The sequence below is a fragment of the Sinosporangium siamense genome, assembly GCF_016863435.1.
In the GTDB taxonomy this organism is placed as follows: Bacteria; Actinomycetota; Actinomycetes; order Streptosporangiales; family Streptosporangiaceae; genus Sinosporangium; species Sinosporangium siamense.
On sequence record NZ_BOOW01000061.1, the window covers coordinates 19,687 to 38,026 of the forward strand.

Genomic DNA, 18,340 nt, shown 5'->3' on the forward strand with positions numbered 1-18,340 from the left:
TCTTCGAAGGGGATTGTTCAGAGGGTGACGTGCGCGGGCGCGGGGGAGTCGGTGTCGACCAGCCGCACAGGACGGCGGAGTACGGCGAACGCCACCGCGAACGCGGCGACCAGCAGGCCCGTGCCGACCGTGAAGGCCAGCTGGTAGCCCCCGGTGAGCGCCTCGGCCCGGCTGTGGCCGGCGGACAGCAGGTCGCCGGTGCGGGAGACCGCCAGGGTGGACAGCGTGGCCGCCCCGAGCGCCATGCCGATCTGCTGCGTGGTGTTGAACAATCCAGACACCAGCCCCGCGTCCTGCTCACCGGCCCCCGACATGCCGAGCGCGGTCAGCGCCGGGAGCGCCAGCCCGAACCCCGCGGTCAGCAGCATGACCGGCAGCAGATCCACGACGTAGTCCGCCTCGACCGGCACCCTGGTCAGCAGCCCCAGCGCCACGATCAGCGGCACCAGCCCCGCCAGCAGCACCCGCCGCTCACCGAACCGCGTGCTCAGCCGGGCCGACACCCCGAGCGACACCACGCCGACGACCGCCGCCGCAGGGAGCATGGCCAGACCCGTCGCGGCCGCGCCGTACCCGAGCACGTTCTGCAGATAGAGCGCGACGAGGATCTGGAAGGAGAACAGCGGGGCGACCATCAGCATCTGCACCAGGTTCGCCCCCGCCACATTGCGCGACCGCAGGATCCGCAGCGGCATCAGCGGCGTGCGCGCCGTCGCCTGCCGTACGGCGAAGCTCGCGAGCAGCGCGACCGCCAGCCCGCCGAGCCCCAGGGTGAATGGCGAGGCCCAGCCGTACTCCTCGACCTTGACGACCGCGAAGACGCCCGTCATCAGCCCGCCGGTGACCAGCACCGCCCCGAGCACGTCGGCCCCGGCCGAAAGCCCCGGCCCGCGGTCGGCGGGCAGCAGCCGCAGGGCGAGCACGAGGGCCGCGAGGCCGATCGGCAGGTTGATGTAGAAGATCGAACTCCACCCGAGCACATCGGTGAGCACACCGCCGAGCACCTGGCCGATGGAGGCCCCCGCCGCCCCGGTGAAACTGAACACGGCGATGGCCCTGGCCCGCTCGCGTGCCTCGGGGAACAACGTCACCAGGATGCCGAGCCCGACGGCCGAGGCCATCGCGCTGCCGACCCCCTGCAGGAACCGCGCCACGATCAGCACGGAAGGCGAGGCCGCCGCCCCCGCGAGCACCGAGGCCGCCGTGAACACCGCGGTGCCGGCCATGAACACCCGCCTGCGCCCGACGAGGTCCCCGAGCCGCCCGGCGAGCAGCAGCAGGCTGGCGAAGCCGACCAGATAGGCGTTGACGACCCAGCTCAGCTCACCGGGGGAGAAGCCGAGTGCGTGCTGGATGGCGGGCATGGCGACGGTCACGATGCTGCCGTCGAGAATTGCCATGAGAACCGCCGCGGCGATCACGCCGAGCGCGAACCACCGCCTGCGGGGCGAGTACGACATGGGATCTCTCCTGTCCGGGAGGTGACAGGAGAGACCGTAACAGATGGTTCCGTTGCAGACAATCTATTGAGGACGCATTTGAAGGGCGAGGGTGGCGTCGTCAGGGTTCTGGATGTGACTGAGTCCACTGGATCGGCCTGGCGCTCGACTGGATGGAGGCCGACTGGGGCCGGAGCGCATGCGGCTGCTGGAGGACCTTGGCACCGACAGGTCGGTCCCCCAGGGCATACGTCACAGAATCACGCGCATCCTGAGATCCGGCCGCGAACGCCAACCGCCGCACGCGGCCCGCATGCGCCTTGTCCCATCTCGTTCCGCGCCGCCTACTTGACCTGCTGGCGGGCCCTCCGTGCCGTCCCGTCCGCCGACGGCACCGCCAGATGCCCCTCCGCCAGCCGGTTGAGCGCACGCAGCAGCACCTCGCGCTCCTGCTTGGGCAGCGCCCCGAGCGCCTCCCGGTGCACCCGGTCGACGATCTCCTGGCTGCGCGCCGCGACCCGCGCCCCCTCCTCGGTCACCGCGATGATCCGCGCCCGCCGGTCCGTGGCCGAGGGGCGCCGCTCGGCCAGCCCCGACTTCTCCAGCGCGTCGACCGTGACCACCATCGTCGTCTTGTCCATGTCGCCGAGCTCGGCGAGCTGGATCTGCGTGCGCTCCTCCTCAAGCGCGTGCACCAGCACACAGTGCATGCGCACGGTGAGCCCGACCTCGGCGAGCGCCGCCGACATCTGGGTGCGCAGGACATGGCTGGTGTGATCGAGCAGGAACGACAGGTCCGGTTCGTTACGCGCGGGCGCCATGGCGGTCATGCCGTCCAGCCTACCCATTCGTTCCGTGGCGGATAATCCGCCGCAAAAGCTCCGGTCGGCCGCGAAAGGCTCGGCCTCTTGGCCGGCCGCGCCCCCAGGCCGCCCGGCGCGCATCGTGCTGCAGGCTACGGTTGAGACTTTTCCCGCATCCACCGCGACCAAGGCAGGAAAAGTCGATGAAGGGAGTTCAATGAGAAGATTGAAGCCCAGCCACCAACCGAAAGGCCGGAGATGAAGTTCGTCCTCGAACTCGACATGACCAGCGCCGCCTTCAAGGAGAACCCCGTCGCGGAACTGGGCCGCGTCCTGCGCTACTGGGGCGGCAACATCGGACACTACGAGATGGCCCCAGGCAGCGGCGAGGTCATCTACGACTCGAACTACCACGAGGTCGGCAAGTGGAGCATCACCTCATAAAGACCGGCAAGACACCTTCCGCGATCTCGCATCCTTAGGCAGCGGCAGCGAGATCTGATCGGCCCGGGGAAGCGCTCGCGCGCCCTCCCGCACGCCCGGCATGACGAACTCGAAGTGGGCGTAGTCGTAGCGCTCGCCCCCGGGTGTCATTGGGGTCCCCGTAGCAATCGCGGAGAAACCAACGAACCTGCCTCTGACCTGCGATTCTTCTAGATCCCCAGACCGTTGTTGATCGCGTCCGCTACGGTACGTGCCCCGGCACGTACGTGAGGGTTGGGGCGGGTTGGCAACACCACCTGCTGGAGTTGTCGATGCTGCCGCGCGAACGGCGCCGGTTCCTGGCGGCCTTGCGGCGGGCGATCTTCTGCGGGGCGACACAACGCCCGCCGGTTCGACACTGTCTGCGGCACTTGCCAGGCCGGGCCGCGCCCGCTAGCTCTGCCATCCCCGGCATGGAAGTCTTCGGGCGGCGTCAGCTCATTTCCCGCAACGCTTGCGGCGTCGGCCCGCACTCTTCCCGAGCGTGGTGCTGGCCGCTGGCCGGCCGACGCCACGCCTTCCCCACCGGACCATAGGATGCCCGTTGTGGCTGCAGCCGGCCAGCGTGGAGGGTTTTCCTAGGTTAGCGGTAGGTTCGTTGGATTTCCGCGATCGCTACTGGTACTCCGTCATGAGGAACGACCGCTGGCCCGCGGACCGGCCGTGCAGCCCGTGGCCGCCGTAGAACATGAAGATCTTGAACGAGGTGACGCCGAACCGCTCCACCAGCTCGGGGGTCTCCTCGATGTGCCGGCTGGACATGGGCGCCAGGTGAAGGCGTAGTCGACGTGGGCGTTGCCGGCGGCGGCCTCGAGCACCTCAGGGAAGAAGTCGGCGTAGTCGCCGCCCTTGTTCAGGTAGTGCTGCCCGGTGCGCATGTAGGTGAGCGCCGTGGTGACGCCGCCCCGGGCGCAGGCGCGGCTCTCGCTGCGGGTGTCGTCGGACAGCGGGTTGTAGATGCCCCACTGCTGGTGGGCGTCGACGACGCCGGGGAAGGCCGGCCTTCCGCCGCCGTCAACCACCTCGGCCGCCTCGCCGCCCGGGGCCGGGCGCCCCGGTGATCGCGGCGAAGCCGCTCATCGACTCGGCCAGGGTGCCGAAGCCGGGCCGCCGGGAGTAGGGACCCTCCCGGCCGAACCCGGTGACCCTCGCGACGAACAGGCCCGGGTTGATCTCGTGCAGCCGGGCGGGGGACAGGCCCCACCGCTCCAGGGTGCCGGGGCGGAAGTTCTCGATCAGCACGTCGGCCCGCTCCACCAGCCGCCGCAGCAGCGCCGCCCCTCTAGGGACGGGCGAAGTCGCAGGTCACCGTACGCTTGTTGCGCGAGAGCATCTTCCACCACAACCCGACGCCGTCCTTGGCGGGGCCGTGTGTGCGCGAGGGGCCGCCTTTGGCGGGGTGCTCGAACTTGATGACGTCCGCCCCGTAGTCGCCGAGGATCATGGCGGCGAGCGGTCCGGCCAACAGAGTGGAGAGGGTCGAGGACGACGACGCCGTCCAGGGAGCCACTAGCCGTACGGAGCCTCCAGTTGTTCCTTTTTTCGGAATACTGTTCCGAAATACACTGAGGTGTGGGCGGTGCGCAAGTGCCGCCGTGCCTGCGATGCGAAGATCTGATGAGCCCTCGCCGAAACGGAGTCAGCCCATGTCCGAAGACGACACGGCCCAGCCCGCAAGCCAGACGGCCTCGACCGTCGAACGGGCCGCCGACGTGCTCGTGCTGTTCGCCGAGTCGGCCCGGCCGACCCTGGGCGTCACCGAGATCGCCGACAAGCTGTCGCTGTCCAAGGCCGCCGTCCACCGCATCCTCGCCTCACTGCGCAGCCGCGGCCTCGTCGAGCTCGACGAGGAGACCCGCAGATACGCCCTCGGCCTGATGTCGATGCGCCTCGGCCTGGCCTACCTCGACCGCATCGACCTGCGCGGCATCGCCGCCCCCGAGCTCGCCGCCCTGTCGGCCGAGACCGGCGAGACCGCGACCCTGTCGGTGCGCAGCGGCGACAGCCGGATCTACCTGGAGCAGGTCACCCCCGCCCGCGAGGTGCGCATGTCGGTCACCCTCGGCGTGCCCTACCCGCTGCACGTGGGCGCCTCCTCCAAGGCGTTCCTCGCCTTCCTGCCCGAGGCCGAGCGCGACGCCTACCTGACCCGCCACGCCCCCGGCGAGCGCGGCACCCTCAACGAGCAGGCCGAGCACGTCCGCCAGGTCGGCTACGCCGTGTCGTACGGCGAACGCCAGCCCGGCGCCGGCTCGGTCGCCGCCCCGGTCTTCGACCACACCGGCCGTCCCGCCGCCGCCGTCAGCGTGTGCGGCCCCCTGGAACGCTTCCGCAACGAGGCCGACAGCTGCGCCAAGGCCCTCCTCCAGGCCACAACCCGCATCTCGTCCCGCCTCGGCCACACGACCTGACATTCTTTCCCGGCACGGCGAGGCCGCGGCGGCCTTTCCCGGTACGGCGAAGCCGCGGCGGCCGACCGGGCCCGGCCCGACGGGGGGCCCGGCCCGTGGCGCCGCGCTTTTGTGGTTCGCCGTCTCGCCCACCGGCTGCCCCGCCCACCGGCTGGCCCCCCGATCGCCTCCGCAGGCCCGGCCGACGTCCGGCGATCGTCTGAGCGCTCGACGTACCAGCGCTCGAATGTGGCCAATGCCCAAACCATCGAGTCCGGGTGCCCGGCCGGTGCTTCTGTCGCCGTACACGGTCAGCGCCTGTTGGATCACGCACGGTTGTGCCCCGCCTGATGCCACTGCACAACGATGAGCATGTGCATACGGCGTTGTGCATACGGCCCCACCGGTCCGCGGCCCCGCCCTCAAGCCGATGATTTTGTTTGGTTGCCGATTAACTCCACTAATCGATACTCCAAGCCGAGGCGCGTGGCGTCATGTGTTCCGGCGGTCGCGCAGCTCCGCTTCGACGTTGCCTGCCATGACCGACAGGATCCGCACGGTCTCGGTGTATTGGTCAGCGCTCAGGCCTTTGAGCACCGTGGCGCGGGCCTCGTCGATGCGTGCCGAGGTGTGCTCGCGCGCCGCGCGGCCGGCGTCGTTCAGGGCGAGGGTGTGCCCGGTGGTGCTTATCCATCCGCCGAGTTCCGGCAGCAGCCGGTCGAGTTCGGGCTCTCCGTCGGTCCAGAACGGGGCGAGGGCCGCGGCGAGTTCGTCGCGGGTCGCCTTGCCGCGGTTCAGTGTGTTGACGATCTGCCAGTGACGCCTGCTGAGGCCGAGGTCGGCGAGGGTGTCGTCGAACTGCTTCTCCAGCAGGTTGTGCAGGTGCTTGAGCCAATATCCGATCGGCTTGGGCTCGTCCACGGATCCCCCTTGGCGCATATCCATGTAAGATGACATGTAGTTGTCTAATACTATGCATGGAGGGGATGTGCACGACAAGCCGGGCAGGGACGCGGCAGACATCGAGACGGCGATTGTGGCCTTGCGCCGTGCGCACAAGCGCCGCGCCCTGGCGCGGCTGTCGGAGCGGCGAGGCGAGCGCACCGGGCGCCACGGCGAACTTCCCGACGCGGTCTTCGAGCTGCTCGACGTGGTGGAGTCAGCCGCGGAGCGGGGCGGCGCGCTGACCGTCACCGACGCCGCGGCGGTCCTCGGGGTCGACCAGCCGAGGTCCAGCAGGCTCTCCGCCCACGCTCTCCACGCCGGGCTGCTGCGGCGCGAGGCCGATCAGTATGACGGCCGCCGCTCGCTGCTCGCCCTCACCCAGGAGGGGCGCGACCTCCTCGCCGAGATCCGCGACTTCCGCCGCCGCGTCATCGCCGAGGCCACGGCCGGCTGGGCCGTCGAGGACCGCGCCGCCCTCGCCGGTCTTCTGACTCGCTTCGTCCAGGACCTCGACTCGGTCAGCCGGCGGTGACACCGGCAGGCGGGAGGTAGCCGGGACGGCCTGGCCGTGCACTCCGAGCCGAGCGGACGGCCAGGCGGCATGGGGGTGCGCTCCGAGCCGAGCTGGGGCCGGGGGCGCGCAAGGGGGAGAACGGGCTCTCTTGGGCCGCGCTAAGCAGGCCCCCCGCCCGTCTCGATTACCGCCAGGGGGCGGACAGGGGCGCCCGTGCCGCCGACGATGGGCAGCGGGGACAGTACGAACAGGAACTCCGCGGTGGGCACGTGCTCGGGCGACCCCCCCGAGATCTGGGTACGGATCAACCCCGGCGACCACGGCCGCGCCGACGCCGAGGCCGTGCTCGCCCCCGCCCTGACCGGCCTCTACGTCGCCAAGGCCGAAACCGCCGCCGGCCTCGCCGCCCTGGACGCGCACCTCACCGCAGCCGAGCACGCGGCGGGCATGCCGGCCGGCTCGATCGCCCCGGTCCCCCTGCTGGAGTCGGCCGCCGCCCTGTTCGAGGCGCCCGCCCTCGCCCGCGCCCCCGCGTCGCCCGCCTCCAGCTCGGCGAGGCCGACCTCGCCGCCGACCTCGGGATCACTCCCGGCCCGGGCGGCGAAGAGCTGCTGTGGGCCAGGTCGCAGGTCGTCGCGGTCAGCGCAGCCGCCGGGCCGGCCCCGCCCGCCGCCTCGGTCAGCCTCGTCGTCCACGACGCCGGCGCCCTGCGCGCCGACACCCTCGCCCTCATGCGCCTCGGCTTCTCCGGCCGCGCCTGCGTCCACCCGGCGCAGATCCCCGTCGTCAACGACGTCTTCACCCCGAGCCCCGAGGCGGTCAGCGCCGCCCGCAGCCTGCTCGACCGCTACGAGGAGTCGCCGGCCGCCGGCAGCGCCGTGTGCCTGGACGCCCGCGGCAGCTCGTCGACGAGGCCGTCATCCGCTCGGCCCGCCGCATTCTGGCCCGCTAGAGCGGGGCCTGTCGCCGAACAGCGGCGCTATGCCGTCAAGGATCACGTGCAGGCCGCCTTCGAAATGCTCGTCCAGCGTCGCCCGGGTCGCCCCCGCGCCGACGATGCGGCGCATCGCCGGATAGCGGCCGCTGTCCAGCAGCGTCCGCAGGCTGGGCTCCTGGGCGTCCAGCCACTCATCGCGGTCCAGCCCGGAGTCGGCCTGCGCCTCGGCCTCGTCCTCCACCATCAGGGCGATGCCCCGCACATAGTGGAACATCGTCATGAACGCCGTGTAGGAGGCGTGCGGCTCGTGCCCGTGGAACGTCGCGGCCAGCCACTCGGCGATCGGCAGCGAGGCGGTCAGCGGCGCCGGCCGGTCCACCTTGATCTCCGAGGCGAACCACGGGTGCCGCTTGAACATCCCCCACAGCGCCCTGGCTCCGATCAGCAACCTGGTCCGCCAGTGCTCCGGCTGAACGGCCAGGCAGCCGAACTCCTCCCACACCGCCGCCGTCAGCGCCTCCAGCAGCTTGTCGTTGCCGGGCATCTCCTGGTGAAGGGTCACCGGATCGACGCCCAGCTCGCCGGCCACGCGGCGCAGCGACACCGCCCCGATGCCCTCCTCGTCGGCGATCGCCAGCGCCACCGACACGATCCGCTCGCGCCCCGGAGCCGGCCCGGAGGCCTCGGCCCGGTCCGGGGAACCCTCCAGCGGCGCCCGCGCCCGGCCGCCCACGACCGTGCCGACCCCCGGCACCACGCGCACCAGCCCCTGGCGGCGCAGCTCGTGCAGCACCTTGGTGGCGGTCGCCATCGCCACCCCCCACGTGCGCATGATCTCCCGCGTCGCCGGCACCCGGTCGCCCTCGGCCAGCTCCCCGGCGTAGATGCGCCCGCGCAGCTCGGCGACGATCCGCAGATAGCGCGGCTCACTCACCGGTCACCGGCCGCAAGCCGGGCTCGCCCGCCGGCCCGCAGCGGTGGGCCGTGCAGCGGGCCGCCGCAGGGCCCGCCGGCCCGCTGCGGGGCTCGTCGCCGAAGACCGGCGCCAGGCCGTCCGGGATCAGCCGCAGCCCGCGCTCGAACAGCGCCCGCAGCGTCCGGCCGCCGAGCTCCAGCCCGGACCGCCGGCAAGCGCGTAACCCGGCGGCGATCGGCAGGTAGCGTGGCTCACTCACCGGCCACTCCACTCATCACCGGCCGGGCACCGCACTCGTGCCGCACGGGCGGGGTCACAGACAAGGGTCCTCCAAGGGGCGAGAGATCCGGATGTCGTCGCAGGCCGCCGCCCGCCGGGCGGCGCGAAGGCTCCGGCGGCGCGGCCCGCCGCGGGGCGCACGCGTGCGGCGGCTTCCGCACGAAAGGCCAGGTGGCGGGCTTGTTGCGGGTGCGGCTCGGCGGCGATCGGCCCGCGGCGGCGGCTCCCGCTCTCCCACCCGGATCTCCTCTGCGCTAGTGCACCGTCACACACGGTCCATCACCCGAGCAGTAGTGCACTTTAGTTGAGACAACCCGCCCCATTCGCCGCTTGATAAAACGGTTAGCAGGCGCGTGCCGTACCTCCCCGCAAAAACACTGCCACCGACAACCGGCGACCCGCGCGCAGGGCTAGGGCACGAGTACGGCGGTGCCGTCCAGAATGCGCCGCAGCCCGAAGCCGAACTGCTCGTCCTCACCCAGCGGCGCCTGCCCGGACTCCACCAGCACCCGCACGACCGGGCACACGCCCTCGGCGCCGGCGGTCGCCATGGCCACTCCCCACCGGCGCATGATCTCGCGGGTGGCCGGCACCCGGTCGCCCTCGGCCTGATCGCCGGAGGCGATCAGGCCGCGCAGCTCGGCGACGATCTGCAGATAGCGCGGCTCGCTCAAGAGGCCACTCCTTTGCACTAGTGCACTACCTTGTCGAACAAACTGCGGGAAAGCGTTCCCATCGCGACTTTTCCCCGCTCAGCCCCCAAAAAGCACTAGTGCACTTTAATCTGAAATCCCTGGAAAATGGGCGCTTTTCGGGTTGAATCCAGCTCTGCGTGCGCCGTACATTCGGCATCGTGAAAAGAACCGAGATTCTTGTCTCCGGCGCGGGCATCGCCGGATGCGTCGCGGCGTACTGGCTACGCGCGGCAGGTTTCGGAGTCACGGTGGTGGACCGCGAACGGCGCCTCCGGCCGGGCGGCCGCGCGGTGCGCCTCACCGACGCCGGCACCACCGTGATCACACGCATGGGCCTCCTCGACCGCGTGCGGGAGGCGGCCCTCAAACCGGGGCGAGGCGTCGCCCTCGTCGACACCTTCGGCCGGATCACGGCCTCGACACCCCCCACCGACTACGACGCCCTCGACGTGCCGCACGGCGACCTGGTGCGGATCCTCCAGCAGGCCACCGCGCCCAAAGTCACCTACATCCTCGGCGACGGCATCGCCGACCTGGAGCAGGACGCCGGCGGCGTCACCGCCACCTTCGGCAAGGCGGCGCCCCGGCGCTTCGACCTGGTCGTCGGCGCCGACGGGCCGCACTCGCCCGTGCGCTCACTGGTCGCCGGCCCCGGCGCGGAGATGGCCGGGGCGCACTTCCAGCCGGCCGGACTGCACTGGGCGACGTTCACCGCCGTCGAGGAGATCAACCTCGACGGATGGAGCCAGATCCACCACGCCCCCGGCCTGACGGCCATGGCCCGGGAGGGCCGCGGCCCAGGCGAGGTCAAGGTCGCGCTCTGCTTCCGCACCCGCTCCCTCTCCTTCGACCCGCACGACAACGCCGGGCACCATGACCTCCTCGCCGAGCGCTTCGCCAAGGTCAGGTGGCAGGTGCCCTACCTCCTGCGCGCCATGCGCGCCGCACCCGACTTCCGCTTCGCCTCCCTGGGGCGGGTGCGCCTCGACCGGTGGTCTTACGGCCGCGTCGTCCTGCTCGGGGACGCCGCCCACTGCCCCTCGCCCCTCAAGCACGCGGGCACCGACCTGGCCGTGGCCGGCGCCTACGTGCTCGCCGGCGAACTGGCCGCCGCCGACCACCGCAGCGCCTACACCGGCTACGAGCACTTCCTGCGCCCCCACGCCGAGCTCGCCCAGCGGCAGCCGCCGGGCGGCGTGGCCTCCCTCGTCCCCACCACCGCGCTCGGCGTCCACCTGCGCACCGCCGTCATGCGCTGGACGAGGTACGGCCCGGTGCGCGACCTGATCGCCGCCCGCGACGCCAGGGGCTCGCAGATCCCCCTCCCCGACTACAACCTGCCCGGCCGCGGCCTGCGCGCCGCCGCGGCCTGAACCGGCCCTCCGGCCGCGAGTACGGCGCAGCCGGCCTGACGCCGGCCCGGGCGGGGAACCGGGGGCCCTGCCCGGCCCCGGCCCGCCCGGCCTCCGCCTAGAGCCCGCCCTCCTCCGGCGGCGTGTACGGCACAGCCGACCTGACGGCCCGGGCGGGGATCGGGCCGTAGATGTGGGGGAAGGTCTCGGCCGCGCCCGGCGGCTCGTAGCGCACCGGGCAGCCGAGCAGCCCCGTGTCGACCTCCAGCAGCACCAGCGGCTCGGTCACCCCGCGGTAGAAGCGGCGCACCACGCCCGCGAGCTGGGCGTGGTCGCGGCTGGCGTGGATGAAACCCTCCTCTTCCAGGGTGCGCCCGAGCGTGGAGTGGCGGTATTCCCCGCTGCGGCGAGCACGCTCCCAGTGCTCGGCCAGCGCCAGGTGCCACACCACCCCCTCGCCGGAGGCGTGCGGGCTCACCGGGCGCGCCACTCGCGATCGAGCATCGCGTAGACCACCTCGTCGGCCCACTCGCCCTTCACGAACTCGTTCTCGGCCAGGTATGCCTCGCGCCGCATCCCGAGGCGCTGCAGGAGCGCGGCCGAGCGGGTGTTGCGCGCGTCCAGCCGGCCGATGGTCCGGTGCGCGCCCAGCCCGTCGAACGCCAGCCGCAGCAACTCCCGCGCGGTCTCGGTCGCATAACCGTGACCGTGGAACTCGGGGTTGAACACATAGCCGATCTCGGCCTGCCGGTGCTCCTTGGAACGGTAGAACAGCGAAGCCTCCCCGATGAGGTGACCCGTCGAGCGCAGCTCGACGGCGATCGCCATCTCCTGATCGCTCTCGGTGAGGCTTGTCTGCCCGAGCTTCACCTCCAGCGCGGCGCGGGTCTGCTCCAACGTGCGGGGCCGCCAGTAGAGGTAGCGCGCCACCTCGGGCAGCCGGTTGAAGGTGTGCAGGGCGTCGAGGTCGGCCGGGGTGAAGGCGCGCAAGGTGAGGCGCCTGGTGTGCAATGGAAAGTCAGGTTTCAGCACGCAGCCAGACTAGGCAGCGGGGGCGGGCCGTGCGACCGGATATCGCCGTCCGCTGAACCCTTGCGCGCGAGCCGATTTCCGCCCTCACCCGCTGGCACGCTCCACCGCCCCTGCAGGCTGGGAATATTCGCCTTGACTTATATAAGTTGGGAGCTGTAGCGTCGCCGGCATGCACGCGTTCGATGTGCTCGGCGACCCGGTCCGCCGCAGAATCCTCGAGCTGCTCGCCGAGGGCGAGCAGACCTCGGGGGCCGTGTGCGCGGTCATCCGGCTCGAGTTCGGCATCTCCCAGCCCGCCGTCTCCCAGCACCTCAAAGTGCTGCGGGACAGCGGCTTCGCCACCGTGCGCCCCGACGGCGCCCGGCGGCTCTACGCCGTCAACACCACGCCATTGCAAGACATCGACACCTGGCTCGACCGCTTCCGGCGCCACTGGACCCCCCACCTGGACGCCCTGGCGACCGAGCTCGCACGCGGCCGCCGCGAGCGCCGCCTGCGCGAGACCCACCACAATCCAGAACCCGAGGGGACCCCACAGTGATAGACGTCATCGAGCAGATCAACGCCGTGACCCGCCGGGTCGGCAACAGCACCTTCAACGCCGGCGAAGCCCGCACGGTCACCGTCGGCCGCACCTACGACGCCCCCGTAGAGGACGTCTGGGACGCCCTGACCAACCCCGAGCGGCTGCCCCGCTGGTTCCTGCCCGTCACCGGCGAGCTGCGCGTCGGCGGCCGATACCAGCTCGAAGGCAACGCGGGCGGCGAGATCCAGCGCTGCGACCCGCCCAAGAGCTTCTTCGCCACCTGGGAATACGGCGAGGGCAAGAGCTGGATCGAGGTCCGCCTCACCGCCGCCCCAGGCGGCCGCACCCGCCTGGAGCTCGACCACATCGCCCCCGTCGACGACGGGTTCAGGGAGTTCGACGGCCAGTTCGGCCCCGGCGCCGTCGGCCTGGGCTGGGACACCGGCCTCCTCGGCCTCTACCTGCACCTCGCCACCGGCGAGACGGTCGACCCGGCCAAGATCCAGGAGTGGACGCTGTCGGAGGAGGGCGTGCACTTCTTCACCCTGTCAAGTGAAGACTGGTGCAAAGCCGACATCGCCTCCGGCACCGACCCGGACGCCGCCCGCACCAGGGCCGCCACCACCCTCGGCTTCTACACCACCCCGCCCGAGCAGCCCCAGCCCTGACCGGCCCGGGCACGTCACAGCCGCCCTGCCCCGGTTCCGGTACGGCGCAGCCGCACTGACCGCGTGCCCCGCGCAACGCGAGCGGCCGGTGGAGCCGGGAGCCGACGGCACGACTCGTGAGGTGGCGGGACCGGGGCCGTCACCTCACGAGGCCTCGCCCCGGGACACGGCCACCCGCCGGCCGGCGGGGCGAGGGGATCGCGGGCTCTGCCGTACACCGCCCCAGGGGACAGTGGTGCCTGTGCGGGGCACCTGCGCCGTAGCCGGCACGAGCGATTGAGGATCCCCCGTGCCAGGGACGTGGGACGCGGCCGGGGACGCGAGAATGGCCCGCATGGAACGATGGATCAGGTGGGCGTCCATCGGCCTTGCCCTCATCGGGGCCGCCGAGGCGGTCTTCCGGGTGCAGCGGGAGGTGCCAGCGCCCGACCGGGCGGTGCACTACGTCGTCTTCGTTGTGCTCGCGCTGGCGGGAACGCTTCCGCTCGCCTACGCGCGCAGGCAGCCCGCCGGCGCGGCGGTCGCCATGACCGCGGCCGGCACGCTGGCGATCATCGCCTTCCAGACATACACCTCCGGGGCGCTGGTCGCGCAGCTCGTCGCTCTGTTCCTGCTGGGGCGCGGCGGATCGCGGGTGACGGCGGTCGTGCTGGCTCTGCCGTTCACCGTTACGGCGCTGATCGGGGCGGCCGGCACGGGAGTCTCCGTCCCCTTCGGCGCCGCGCCGCACACGCCACCGCCGGCGGCGCCCGACGGCGATCACCTGGGCTTCCCGATCGCGCTGCTGGGGGTGCTGGCCCCGGCGGCGGCCCTGGCCGGGGTCGGGTGGCGCACCCGCGAGGAGAACGCGCAGATCACGGCCGAAAAGCAGATCATCGCCGACACCCGGCTAGAGCACGTGGCACGAGGGGAGCGCGCCCGGATCGCACGGGAGCTCCACGACGTGGTGGCCCACCACATCTCCATGGTCGTGGTGCAGGCGGAGACCGCACGCCTGGCCACACCCGGCATGCCGGAGGAGGGGGCCGAGCGGCTCGGGCGCATCGGCGACACGGCCCGGGCCGCGCTGACCGAGATGCGCCGCCTGCTCGGCGTGCTGCGCGAGGACGCCGAAGCCGGTGTGGCCGCGCTCGAACCGCAGCCCGGCCTGGACGGGCTCGCCCGGCTGATCGGCGAGGCACGCGAGGCGGGCGGCAACGAGATCCGCCTGTCGGTGACCGGCGATCCGGTCCCACTCGATCCGGGGGTGGAGCTGGCGGTCTACCGCATCGTCCAGGAGGCGCTCACCAACGCGCGCCGGCACGCGCCGGGTGCGTCCGTGCAGGTCCGGCTGCGCTACACGCCCGGGGCGCTTGAACTGGCGATATGTGACGACGGACCCGGCCCCTCGGGGGCCGGGGGCCACGGCCTGACCGGCATGCGCGAGCGCGCCCTGGCCGCCGGCGGCGAACTCACCTGCGGCCCCGCACCCGGCGGCGGGTTCCGCGTCCAGGCCCGGCTTCCCGGAAGGACGCCCGAATGATCCGCATCGTCGTGGCCGACGACCACCTCGTCGTCCGTACGGGTTTCGCCGAGCTGCTCGGCACCCAACCTGACTTCGAGGTCGCGGGAACGGCTCAGGACGGAGCCGAGGCGGTGCGCATGTGTGCCGAGCTCACGCCGGACGTCGTGCTCATGGACATCCGGATGCCGGTCATGGACGGCATCGAGGCCACGCGGCGGCTGGAGGGCGGCCCGCGGGTGCTGATCCTGACGACCTTCGACCTCGACGAATACGTCTACGACGCCCTGCGCGCCGGAGCCAGCGGGTTCCTGCTGAAGGACGTCACGGCCGAGCGGCTGTTCGACGCGGTGCGCGTGATCGCCGCGGGGGAGGCCCTGCTGGCGCCGGCGGTCACCCGGCGGCTGATCGGCGAGTTCGCCCGGCAGCGTCCCCCGCGGGAGACCCCGGTGCTCACCGGTCTGACGCCCCGCGAGACCGAGGTCTTGCGGCTGGTCGCCGAGGGGCTGTCCAACCCCGAGGTCGCGGCCCGCCTCACCGTCACCGAGGAGACCGTGAAGACCCACGTCAGCCGCATCCTCGGCAAGCTCGGCCTGCGCGACAGGACCCAGGCGGCGGTCACCGCCTACGAGTCCGGCCTCATCGTCCCGCGCGGCCACAGGCCACGCTGACCGGCCGCCGGGCCTCGCGTGCTTCGCCGTACCCCGCCGCGGGGCCGCGAACGGCAGGCGGGGGAGAGGCCGGCCAGCCCCCCGCCAGTATGTATGCCCGCAAAACGCCGCGTTCAGGAGCTGTAGCCGGGCCGCACCAGCCCCGTCTCATAACCCACGATCACCAACTGGGCCCGGTCGTGCGCGGCCAGCTTGGACATCACCCGGTTGACGTGCGTCTTCACCGTCGCCGGGCTCATGCCCAGCAGCGCCCCGATCTGCGCGTTGGTGAGCCCCCGCGCCACCTCCGTCAGCACCTCACGCTCCCGCGCGGTCAGCGGCGCCAGCCGCGCCGCGCTCGGCTCACCACCGGGACGGGCCGCGAACTCCTCGATCAGCCGCCGCGTCACCCCCGGCGACAGCAGCGCGTCGCCGCGGGCCGCCACCCGCACGGCATGCCGGATCTCCACCGGTTCGGCGTCCTTCACCAGGAAACCACTCGCCCCCGCCCGCAACGCCTCATACACGTATTCATCCAGATCGAACGTCGTCACCACCACCACACGAGTGCGCCCCGCCAGGCGGCGCGTAGCCTCCAGCCCGTCCATGCCGGGCATGCGCACATCCATCAGCACCACATCCGGCCGCAGCTCACCCGCCAGCCGCACCGCCTGCGCGCCGTCGGACGCCTCACCCACCACCGACAGGCCCGCCTCCGCCTCAAGCAGCGCCCGCAGGCCCGCCCGCACCAGCGGCTGATCGTCGGCCAGCAACACCGTGATCACGTCGGAAGAGTCACCGCCACCCGGAACCCGCCCTCAGGACCGTCGCCGACACTGAGCCGCCCGCCCACCGCCGCCACCCGCTCGGCCATCCCGGCCAGCCCGTGCCCCGCGGCCCCGTCCGGCGCGGCGGCCCGGCCCGTGCCGTCGTCGTCGACGCGCACATGCACACCGTGCTCGTCATAGCGCACCCGCACCGTCGCCCGGCTCGCCCCACCGTGCCGCATCGTGTTGGTCAGCGCCTCCTGCACCACCCGGTAGACCGTCAAGTCGACCGCCGGCGGCAGCGGCCGCTCCGGGCCGACGACGTCAAGCCGCACCGGGATCGCCGCCGCCTCCGCCAGCGCCGCGAGCTGCGCCGTCCCCGGCGGCGGCGCGTCGCGCAGCACCCCGAGCACCCCCTTCATCTCGGCCAGCGCCTGCCTGCTCGCCGTACGGATCACCGCCAGGGCCTTGCGCGCCTCCTCCGGGCCGCCGGCCCGCTCCACCGCCTCGGCGGCCACCCCCGCGTGCAACGCGATCACCGCCACCGTGTGGGAGGTCACATCGTGCAGCTCCCTGGCGAGCTCCAGGCGCACCTCCTGGGTGCGGCGCCGCGCCTCCTCCTCGCGGGTGCGCTCGGCCTCGGCCGCGCGCCGCTCCACCTCCGCGGTGTAGGCGCGCCGCCCCCCTGGACACCTCCGCCACCTGGGCGACCGCCATCACGATCAGCGCCCAGATCAGCAGCCCCACCAGCCTGTCGAGCTCGGGCGCGAGCACCAGCCCCACCAGGGGCACGCCGATCAGGTAACCCGCCGCCGCCCACCCCGCGCCGCGCCTGCCCGCCCCGATCACCGCGAACACCGCCATCAGCGCCGGCGCGGGCCACATGGCGTAGGCGTAACCGAGCAGGAAGTAGACCGTCGCCGCCGCCGTGCACACGACCAGGCTCACCAGCGGCCGCTCCCGCAGCCACACCAGCCCCAGCCCCGCCGCGGCCAGCAGCACCCCGCCGGTCACGTCGAGCGGCCGGGCGTGCGGCTGCGCACCGTGGGCGAGCACCGAACTGGTGACCACCACGACCAGCACCCCGGCCACAAGCGCGAACCTGACCACGCCCGCACCCTAGCCCGCCCATCCCGCCCGGGACATCCACCCAGCGCGGTATACCGCCTACGGCGATCGCGGTCCGCCCGGCATCCCGGCAAAAGCAAAGGCGACCGCCTGCCCGCAGGGCCTCACCCCGCGCAGGCGGTCGCCGCGGGTGCTACTTCCCGGCCGCGGCCTGGCGCTCGGCGCGCAGCTCGGCGGCCTTGGCACGGGCCTCGCTGCGCACCAGCCAGACGATCCCGGCGACAAACGCGCCACCGACCACCAGCGGCGGGACAAGCGCGGAAACGATCTCGAACACGAAACGACCCCACAGGCATCAGACTGACCGCATCAAGCTTCTACATTATGTCGAAGCCGACGGTGGCCCGTCCCGCCACCCGCCCGGAGAGTCCGGCCCCACCCGGCCCACCGGACCGGCGGCGATGATCCATCAGCGGCCGGTACGGCGCAGCCCTCGATTCGGGCTCCCGCCGCACACACCCGTGACCCGCACCGCCGGGCACGGCGCAGCCCCCGCCTCGGAGGCCCCCGCCGTACACATCCGTGATCACGCACCGCCGGGCGTCCAGGCGGTCAAGGGCGTCTCGCGCGGACGGGGCGGGCCACCGTACAGGCCGCCGGAGGACGCCCTCACCTGCCAGGATGGGCCGGGTGACCGTACCCGACGTTCGACCGGTGCTCACCGCGGCCGCCATCCTGAGCGGCCTGCTCGCTCTGTCCGCCTGCCAGGAGGCCTCCTCCTGTCCCGCGTCGGGGGTGGTCATGGCGGCCGGCCCGCCGGAGGCCGCGATGGGGCTGCGGGTCCAGCCTGTGACCCTCACCAACTGCGGCGACGCCGATCGCCAGGTGCACGGCTATCCGGGTGTGCGGCTCCTGGACAAGAACGGGCGGACACTTGAGGTGGAGATCGACCGCGACGCCAGGAAGGTCACCACCGCGATCAGGGGTGCCGTCCCGGGAAGGCTGACGGTGCGGCCCGGCGGGTCGGCCCGGTTCCATCTGGTGTGGCGCAACACCTACGACGACACCGGCCGCCCGCCCGTGGACGCCGCCCGGGTCTCGGTCACCGCCGACCCCGGCGGCGCCGAGCAGACCGTCACCCCCGAGTCCCCGCTCGACCTCGGCTCCACCGGCCGCCTGGGGATCACCGCCTGGGAGCACGCCCCTGCCGCGCCGTCCCCCGGACCGGCTTCCTGACCGGGGGACACGGCAGGCGGTCCGTCCTCCAGGTCTCCATGGCGCCTGTCATAACCGCCGCCCTCGCCCCGCCCGCCCCCTAGCCGCCGCCCGCCTCCCCACCCGGGCAGGTGGAGCACCCCCCGAAGGTTTGCCCCGC

At 72.6% G+C, this 18,340-nt stretch carries 24 protein-coding genes and 1 pseudogene; 11 read left to right on the forward strand and 14 right to left on the reverse strand.

Annotated features, from left to right (window positions below; genetic code table 11):
- Positions 1-17: 17 nt before the first annotated feature.
- The gene (locus Ssi02_RS37815; RefSeq protein WP_204033793.1) at positions 18-1,460 is read right to left on the reverse strand and encodes an MFS transporter; all 1,443 of its coding nucleotides are present in this window, start codon (positions 1,458-1,460) and stop codon (positions 18-20) included.
- A 323-nt stretch (positions 1,461-1,783) separates the two neighbouring features.
- Positions 1,784-2,269, reverse strand: coding sequence for a MarR family winged helix-turn-helix transcriptional regulator (locus tag Ssi02_RS37820; protein WP_204033799.1), 486 nt, complete (start codon positions 2,267-2,269; stop codon positions 1,784-1,786).
- A gap of 231 nt (positions 2,270-2,500) precedes the next feature.
- Between Ssi02_RS37820 and Ssi02_RS37825 the strand changes: the two genes are divergently transcribed.
- Positions 2,501-2,686 carry a hypothetical protein gene (locus Ssi02_RS37825; protein WP_204033806.1) on the forward strand — a complete coding sequence of 62 codons (186 nt, stop codon included), beginning with the start codon at positions 2,501-2,503 and terminating at the stop codon, positions 2,684-2,686.
- A gap of 668 nt (positions 2,687-3,354) precedes the next feature.
- Here Ssi02_RS37825 and Ssi02_RS37830 read toward each other — a convergent pair.
- Genes Ssi02_RS37830 through Ssi02_RS39560 form a run of 3 tightly spaced genes read right to left on the reverse strand, consistent with a single transcriptional unit; the run spans position 3,355 to position 4,235 of the window.
- A complete protein-coding gene (locus tag Ssi02_RS37830) occupies positions 3,355-3,747 on the reverse strand; it encodes a hypothetical protein (RefSeq protein WP_239130394.1) in 393 nt (130 codons plus the stop codon).
- Entirely contained in the window at positions 3,740-3,967 is a 228-nt protein-coding gene (locus Ssi02_RS39555) for a CoA transferase (RefSeq protein WP_275410806.1), read from the reverse strand. Before Ssi02_RS39555 ends, Ssi02_RS37830 begins: the two co-directional genes overlap by 8 nt.
- 40 nt (positions 3,968-4,007) lie before the next feature.
- Entirely contained in the window at positions 4,008-4,235 is a 228-nt protein-coding gene (locus Ssi02_RS39560; RefSeq protein WP_275410807.1) for a CoA transferase, read from the reverse strand.
- Between the two features lie 136 nt (positions 4,236-4,371).
- Here Ssi02_RS39560 and Ssi02_RS37840 point away from each other — a divergent pair, with 136 nt between their 5' ends.
- Complete coding sequence (locus Ssi02_RS37840) at positions 4,372-5,136, forward strand: IclR family transcriptional regulator (RefSeq protein WP_239130397.1); 765 nt, start codon at positions 4,372-4,374, stop codon at positions 5,134-5,136.
- 471 nt (positions 5,137-5,607) lie between these two features.
- On the opposite strand, the gene Ssi02_RS37845 is transcribed toward Ssi02_RS37840, so the two are convergent.
- Complete coding sequence (locus Ssi02_RS37845; protein WP_204033824.1) at positions 5,608-6,036, reverse strand: winged helix DNA-binding protein; 429 nt, start codon at positions 6,034-6,036, stop codon at positions 5,608-5,610.
- 67 nt (positions 6,037-6,103) lie between these two features.
- Between Ssi02_RS37845 and Ssi02_RS37850 the strand changes: the two genes are divergently transcribed.
- Together Ssi02_RS37850 and Ssi02_RS40085 are read left to right on the forward strand one after the other, a co-directional pair.
- A complete protein-coding gene (locus Ssi02_RS37850; protein ID WP_204033838.1) occupies positions 6,104-6,592 on the forward strand; it encodes a MarR family winged helix-turn-helix transcriptional regulator in 489 nt (162 codons plus the stop codon).
- 251 nt (positions 6,593-6,843) lie between these two features.
- Positions 6,844-7,284, forward strand: a pseudogene (locus tag Ssi02_RS40085) (hypothetical protein); the annotation flags it as partial.
- A 207-nt stretch (positions 7,285-7,491) separates the two neighbouring features.
- On the opposite strand, the gene Ssi02_RS37860 reads toward Ssi02_RS40085, so the two are convergent.
- The 3 genes from Ssi02_RS37860 to Ssi02_RS37870 form a co-directional block, all read right to left on the reverse strand.
- Positions 7,492-8,445, reverse strand: a complete 954-nt coding sequence (locus tag Ssi02_RS37860; protein ID WP_204033852.1) for a TetR/AcrR family transcriptional regulator — start codon at positions 8,443-8,445, stop codon at positions 7,492-7,494.
- A complete protein-coding gene (locus tag Ssi02_RS37865) occupies positions 8,438-8,686 on the reverse strand; it encodes a hypothetical protein (RefSeq protein ID WP_204033859.1) in 249 nt (82 codons plus the stop codon). Before Ssi02_RS37865 ends, Ssi02_RS37860 begins: the two co-directional genes overlap by 8 nt.
- Before the next feature lie 430 nt (positions 8,687-9,116).
- On the reverse strand, positions 9,117-9,380 hold the full coding sequence (locus Ssi02_RS37870) for a GntR family transcriptional regulator (RefSeq protein ID WP_204033868.1): 264 nt from the start codon (positions 9,378-9,380) through the stop codon (positions 9,117-9,119).
- Between the two features lie 179 nt (positions 9,381-9,559).
- On the opposite strand from Ssi02_RS37870, the gene Ssi02_RS37875 reads away from it, so the two are divergent.
- Positions 9,560-10,774 (forward strand): FAD-dependent monooxygenase, encoded by a 1,215-nt coding sequence (locus Ssi02_RS37875; RefSeq protein ID WP_204033869.1) that lies wholly within the window; start codon positions 9,560-9,562, stop codon positions 10,772-10,774.
- Positions 10,775-10,871: 97 nt separating this feature from the next.
- Here Ssi02_RS37875 and Ssi02_RS37880 read toward each other — a convergent pair whose 3' ends face one another.
- Together Ssi02_RS37880 and Ssi02_RS37885 are read right to left on the reverse strand one after the other, a co-directional pair.
- Positions 10,872-11,231: a DUF952 domain-containing protein gene (locus tag Ssi02_RS37880; protein WP_239130402.1), complete on the reverse strand. Its 360-nt coding sequence runs from the start codon at positions 11,229-11,231 to the stop codon at positions 10,872-10,874.
- Positions 11,228-11,764, reverse strand: coding sequence for a GNAT family N-acetyltransferase (locus Ssi02_RS37885; RefSeq protein ID WP_239130405.1), 537 nt, complete (start codon positions 11,762-11,764; stop codon positions 11,228-11,230). The genes Ssi02_RS37880 and Ssi02_RS37885 overlap by 4 nt, the downstream gene beginning before the upstream one ends.
- A 190-nt stretch (positions 11,765-11,954) precedes the next feature.
- On the opposite strand from Ssi02_RS37885, the gene Ssi02_RS37890 reads away from it, so the two are divergent.
- The 4 genes from Ssi02_RS37890 (at position 11,955) to Ssi02_RS37905 (ending at position 15,151) form a co-directional block, all read left to right on the forward strand.
- The gene (locus Ssi02_RS37890; protein ID WP_204033871.1) at positions 11,955-12,326 is read left to right on the forward strand and encodes an ArsR/SmtB family transcription factor; all 372 of its coding nucleotides are present in this window, start codon (positions 11,955-11,957) and stop codon (positions 12,324-12,326) included.
- Entirely contained in the window at positions 12,323-12,979 is a 657-nt protein-coding gene (locus Ssi02_RS37895; protein WP_239130408.1) for an SRPBCC family protein, read from the forward strand. The genes Ssi02_RS37890 and Ssi02_RS37895 overlap by 4 nt, the downstream gene beginning before the upstream one ends.
- A 334-nt stretch (positions 12,980-13,313) precedes the next feature.
- Positions 13,314-14,501 (forward strand): sensor histidine kinase, encoded by a 1,188-nt coding sequence (locus Ssi02_RS37900; protein ID WP_204033872.1) that lies wholly within the window; start codon positions 13,314-13,316, stop codon positions 14,499-14,501.
- On the forward strand, positions 14,498-15,151 hold the full coding sequence (locus Ssi02_RS37905) for a response regulator (protein WP_204033873.1): 654 nt from the start codon (positions 14,498-14,500) through the stop codon (positions 15,149-15,151). The genes Ssi02_RS37900 and Ssi02_RS37905 overlap by 4 nt, the downstream gene beginning before the upstream one ends.
- Positions 15,152-15,264: 113 nt before the next feature.
- Here Ssi02_RS37905 and Ssi02_RS37910 read toward each other — a convergent pair whose 3' ends face one another.
- Both Ssi02_RS37910 and Ssi02_RS37915 read right to left on the reverse strand, forming a co-directional pair.
- On the reverse strand, positions 15,265-15,915 hold the full coding sequence (locus tag Ssi02_RS37910) for a response regulator (protein WP_204033874.1): 651 nt from the start codon (positions 15,913-15,915) through the stop codon (positions 15,265-15,267).
- Positions 15,912-16,556 carry a sensor histidine kinase gene (locus Ssi02_RS37915; RefSeq protein WP_204033875.1) on the reverse strand — a complete coding sequence of 215 codons (645 nt, stop codon included), beginning with the start codon at positions 16,554-16,556 and terminating at the stop codon, positions 15,912-15,914. The genes Ssi02_RS37910 and Ssi02_RS37915 overlap by 4 nt, the downstream gene beginning before the upstream one ends.
- A 269-nt stretch (positions 16,557-16,825) precedes the next feature.
- Here Ssi02_RS37915 and Ssi02_RS37920 point away from each other — a divergent pair, with 269 nt between their 5' ends.
- Positions 16,826-17,020: a hypothetical protein gene (locus Ssi02_RS37920; protein ID WP_204033876.1), complete on the forward strand. Its 195-nt coding sequence runs from the start codon at positions 16,826-16,828 to the stop codon at positions 17,018-17,020.
- 138 nt (positions 17,021-17,158) lie between these two features.
- Here Ssi02_RS37920 and Ssi02_RS37925 read toward each other — a convergent pair whose 3' ends face one another.
- Positions 17,159-17,302, reverse strand: a complete 144-nt coding sequence (locus Ssi02_RS37925) for a hypothetical protein (protein ID WP_204033877.1) — start codon at positions 17,300-17,302, stop codon at positions 17,159-17,161.
- A 353-nt stretch (positions 17,303-17,655) separates the two neighbouring features.
- Between Ssi02_RS37925 and Ssi02_RS37930 the strand changes: the two genes are divergently transcribed.
- Positions 17,656-18,201 carry a DUF4232 domain-containing protein gene (locus Ssi02_RS37930; protein WP_204033880.1) on the forward strand — a complete coding sequence of 182 codons (546 nt, stop codon included), beginning with the start codon at positions 17,656-17,658 and terminating at the stop codon, positions 18,199-18,201.
- Positions 18,202-18,340 lie beyond the last annotated feature (139 nt).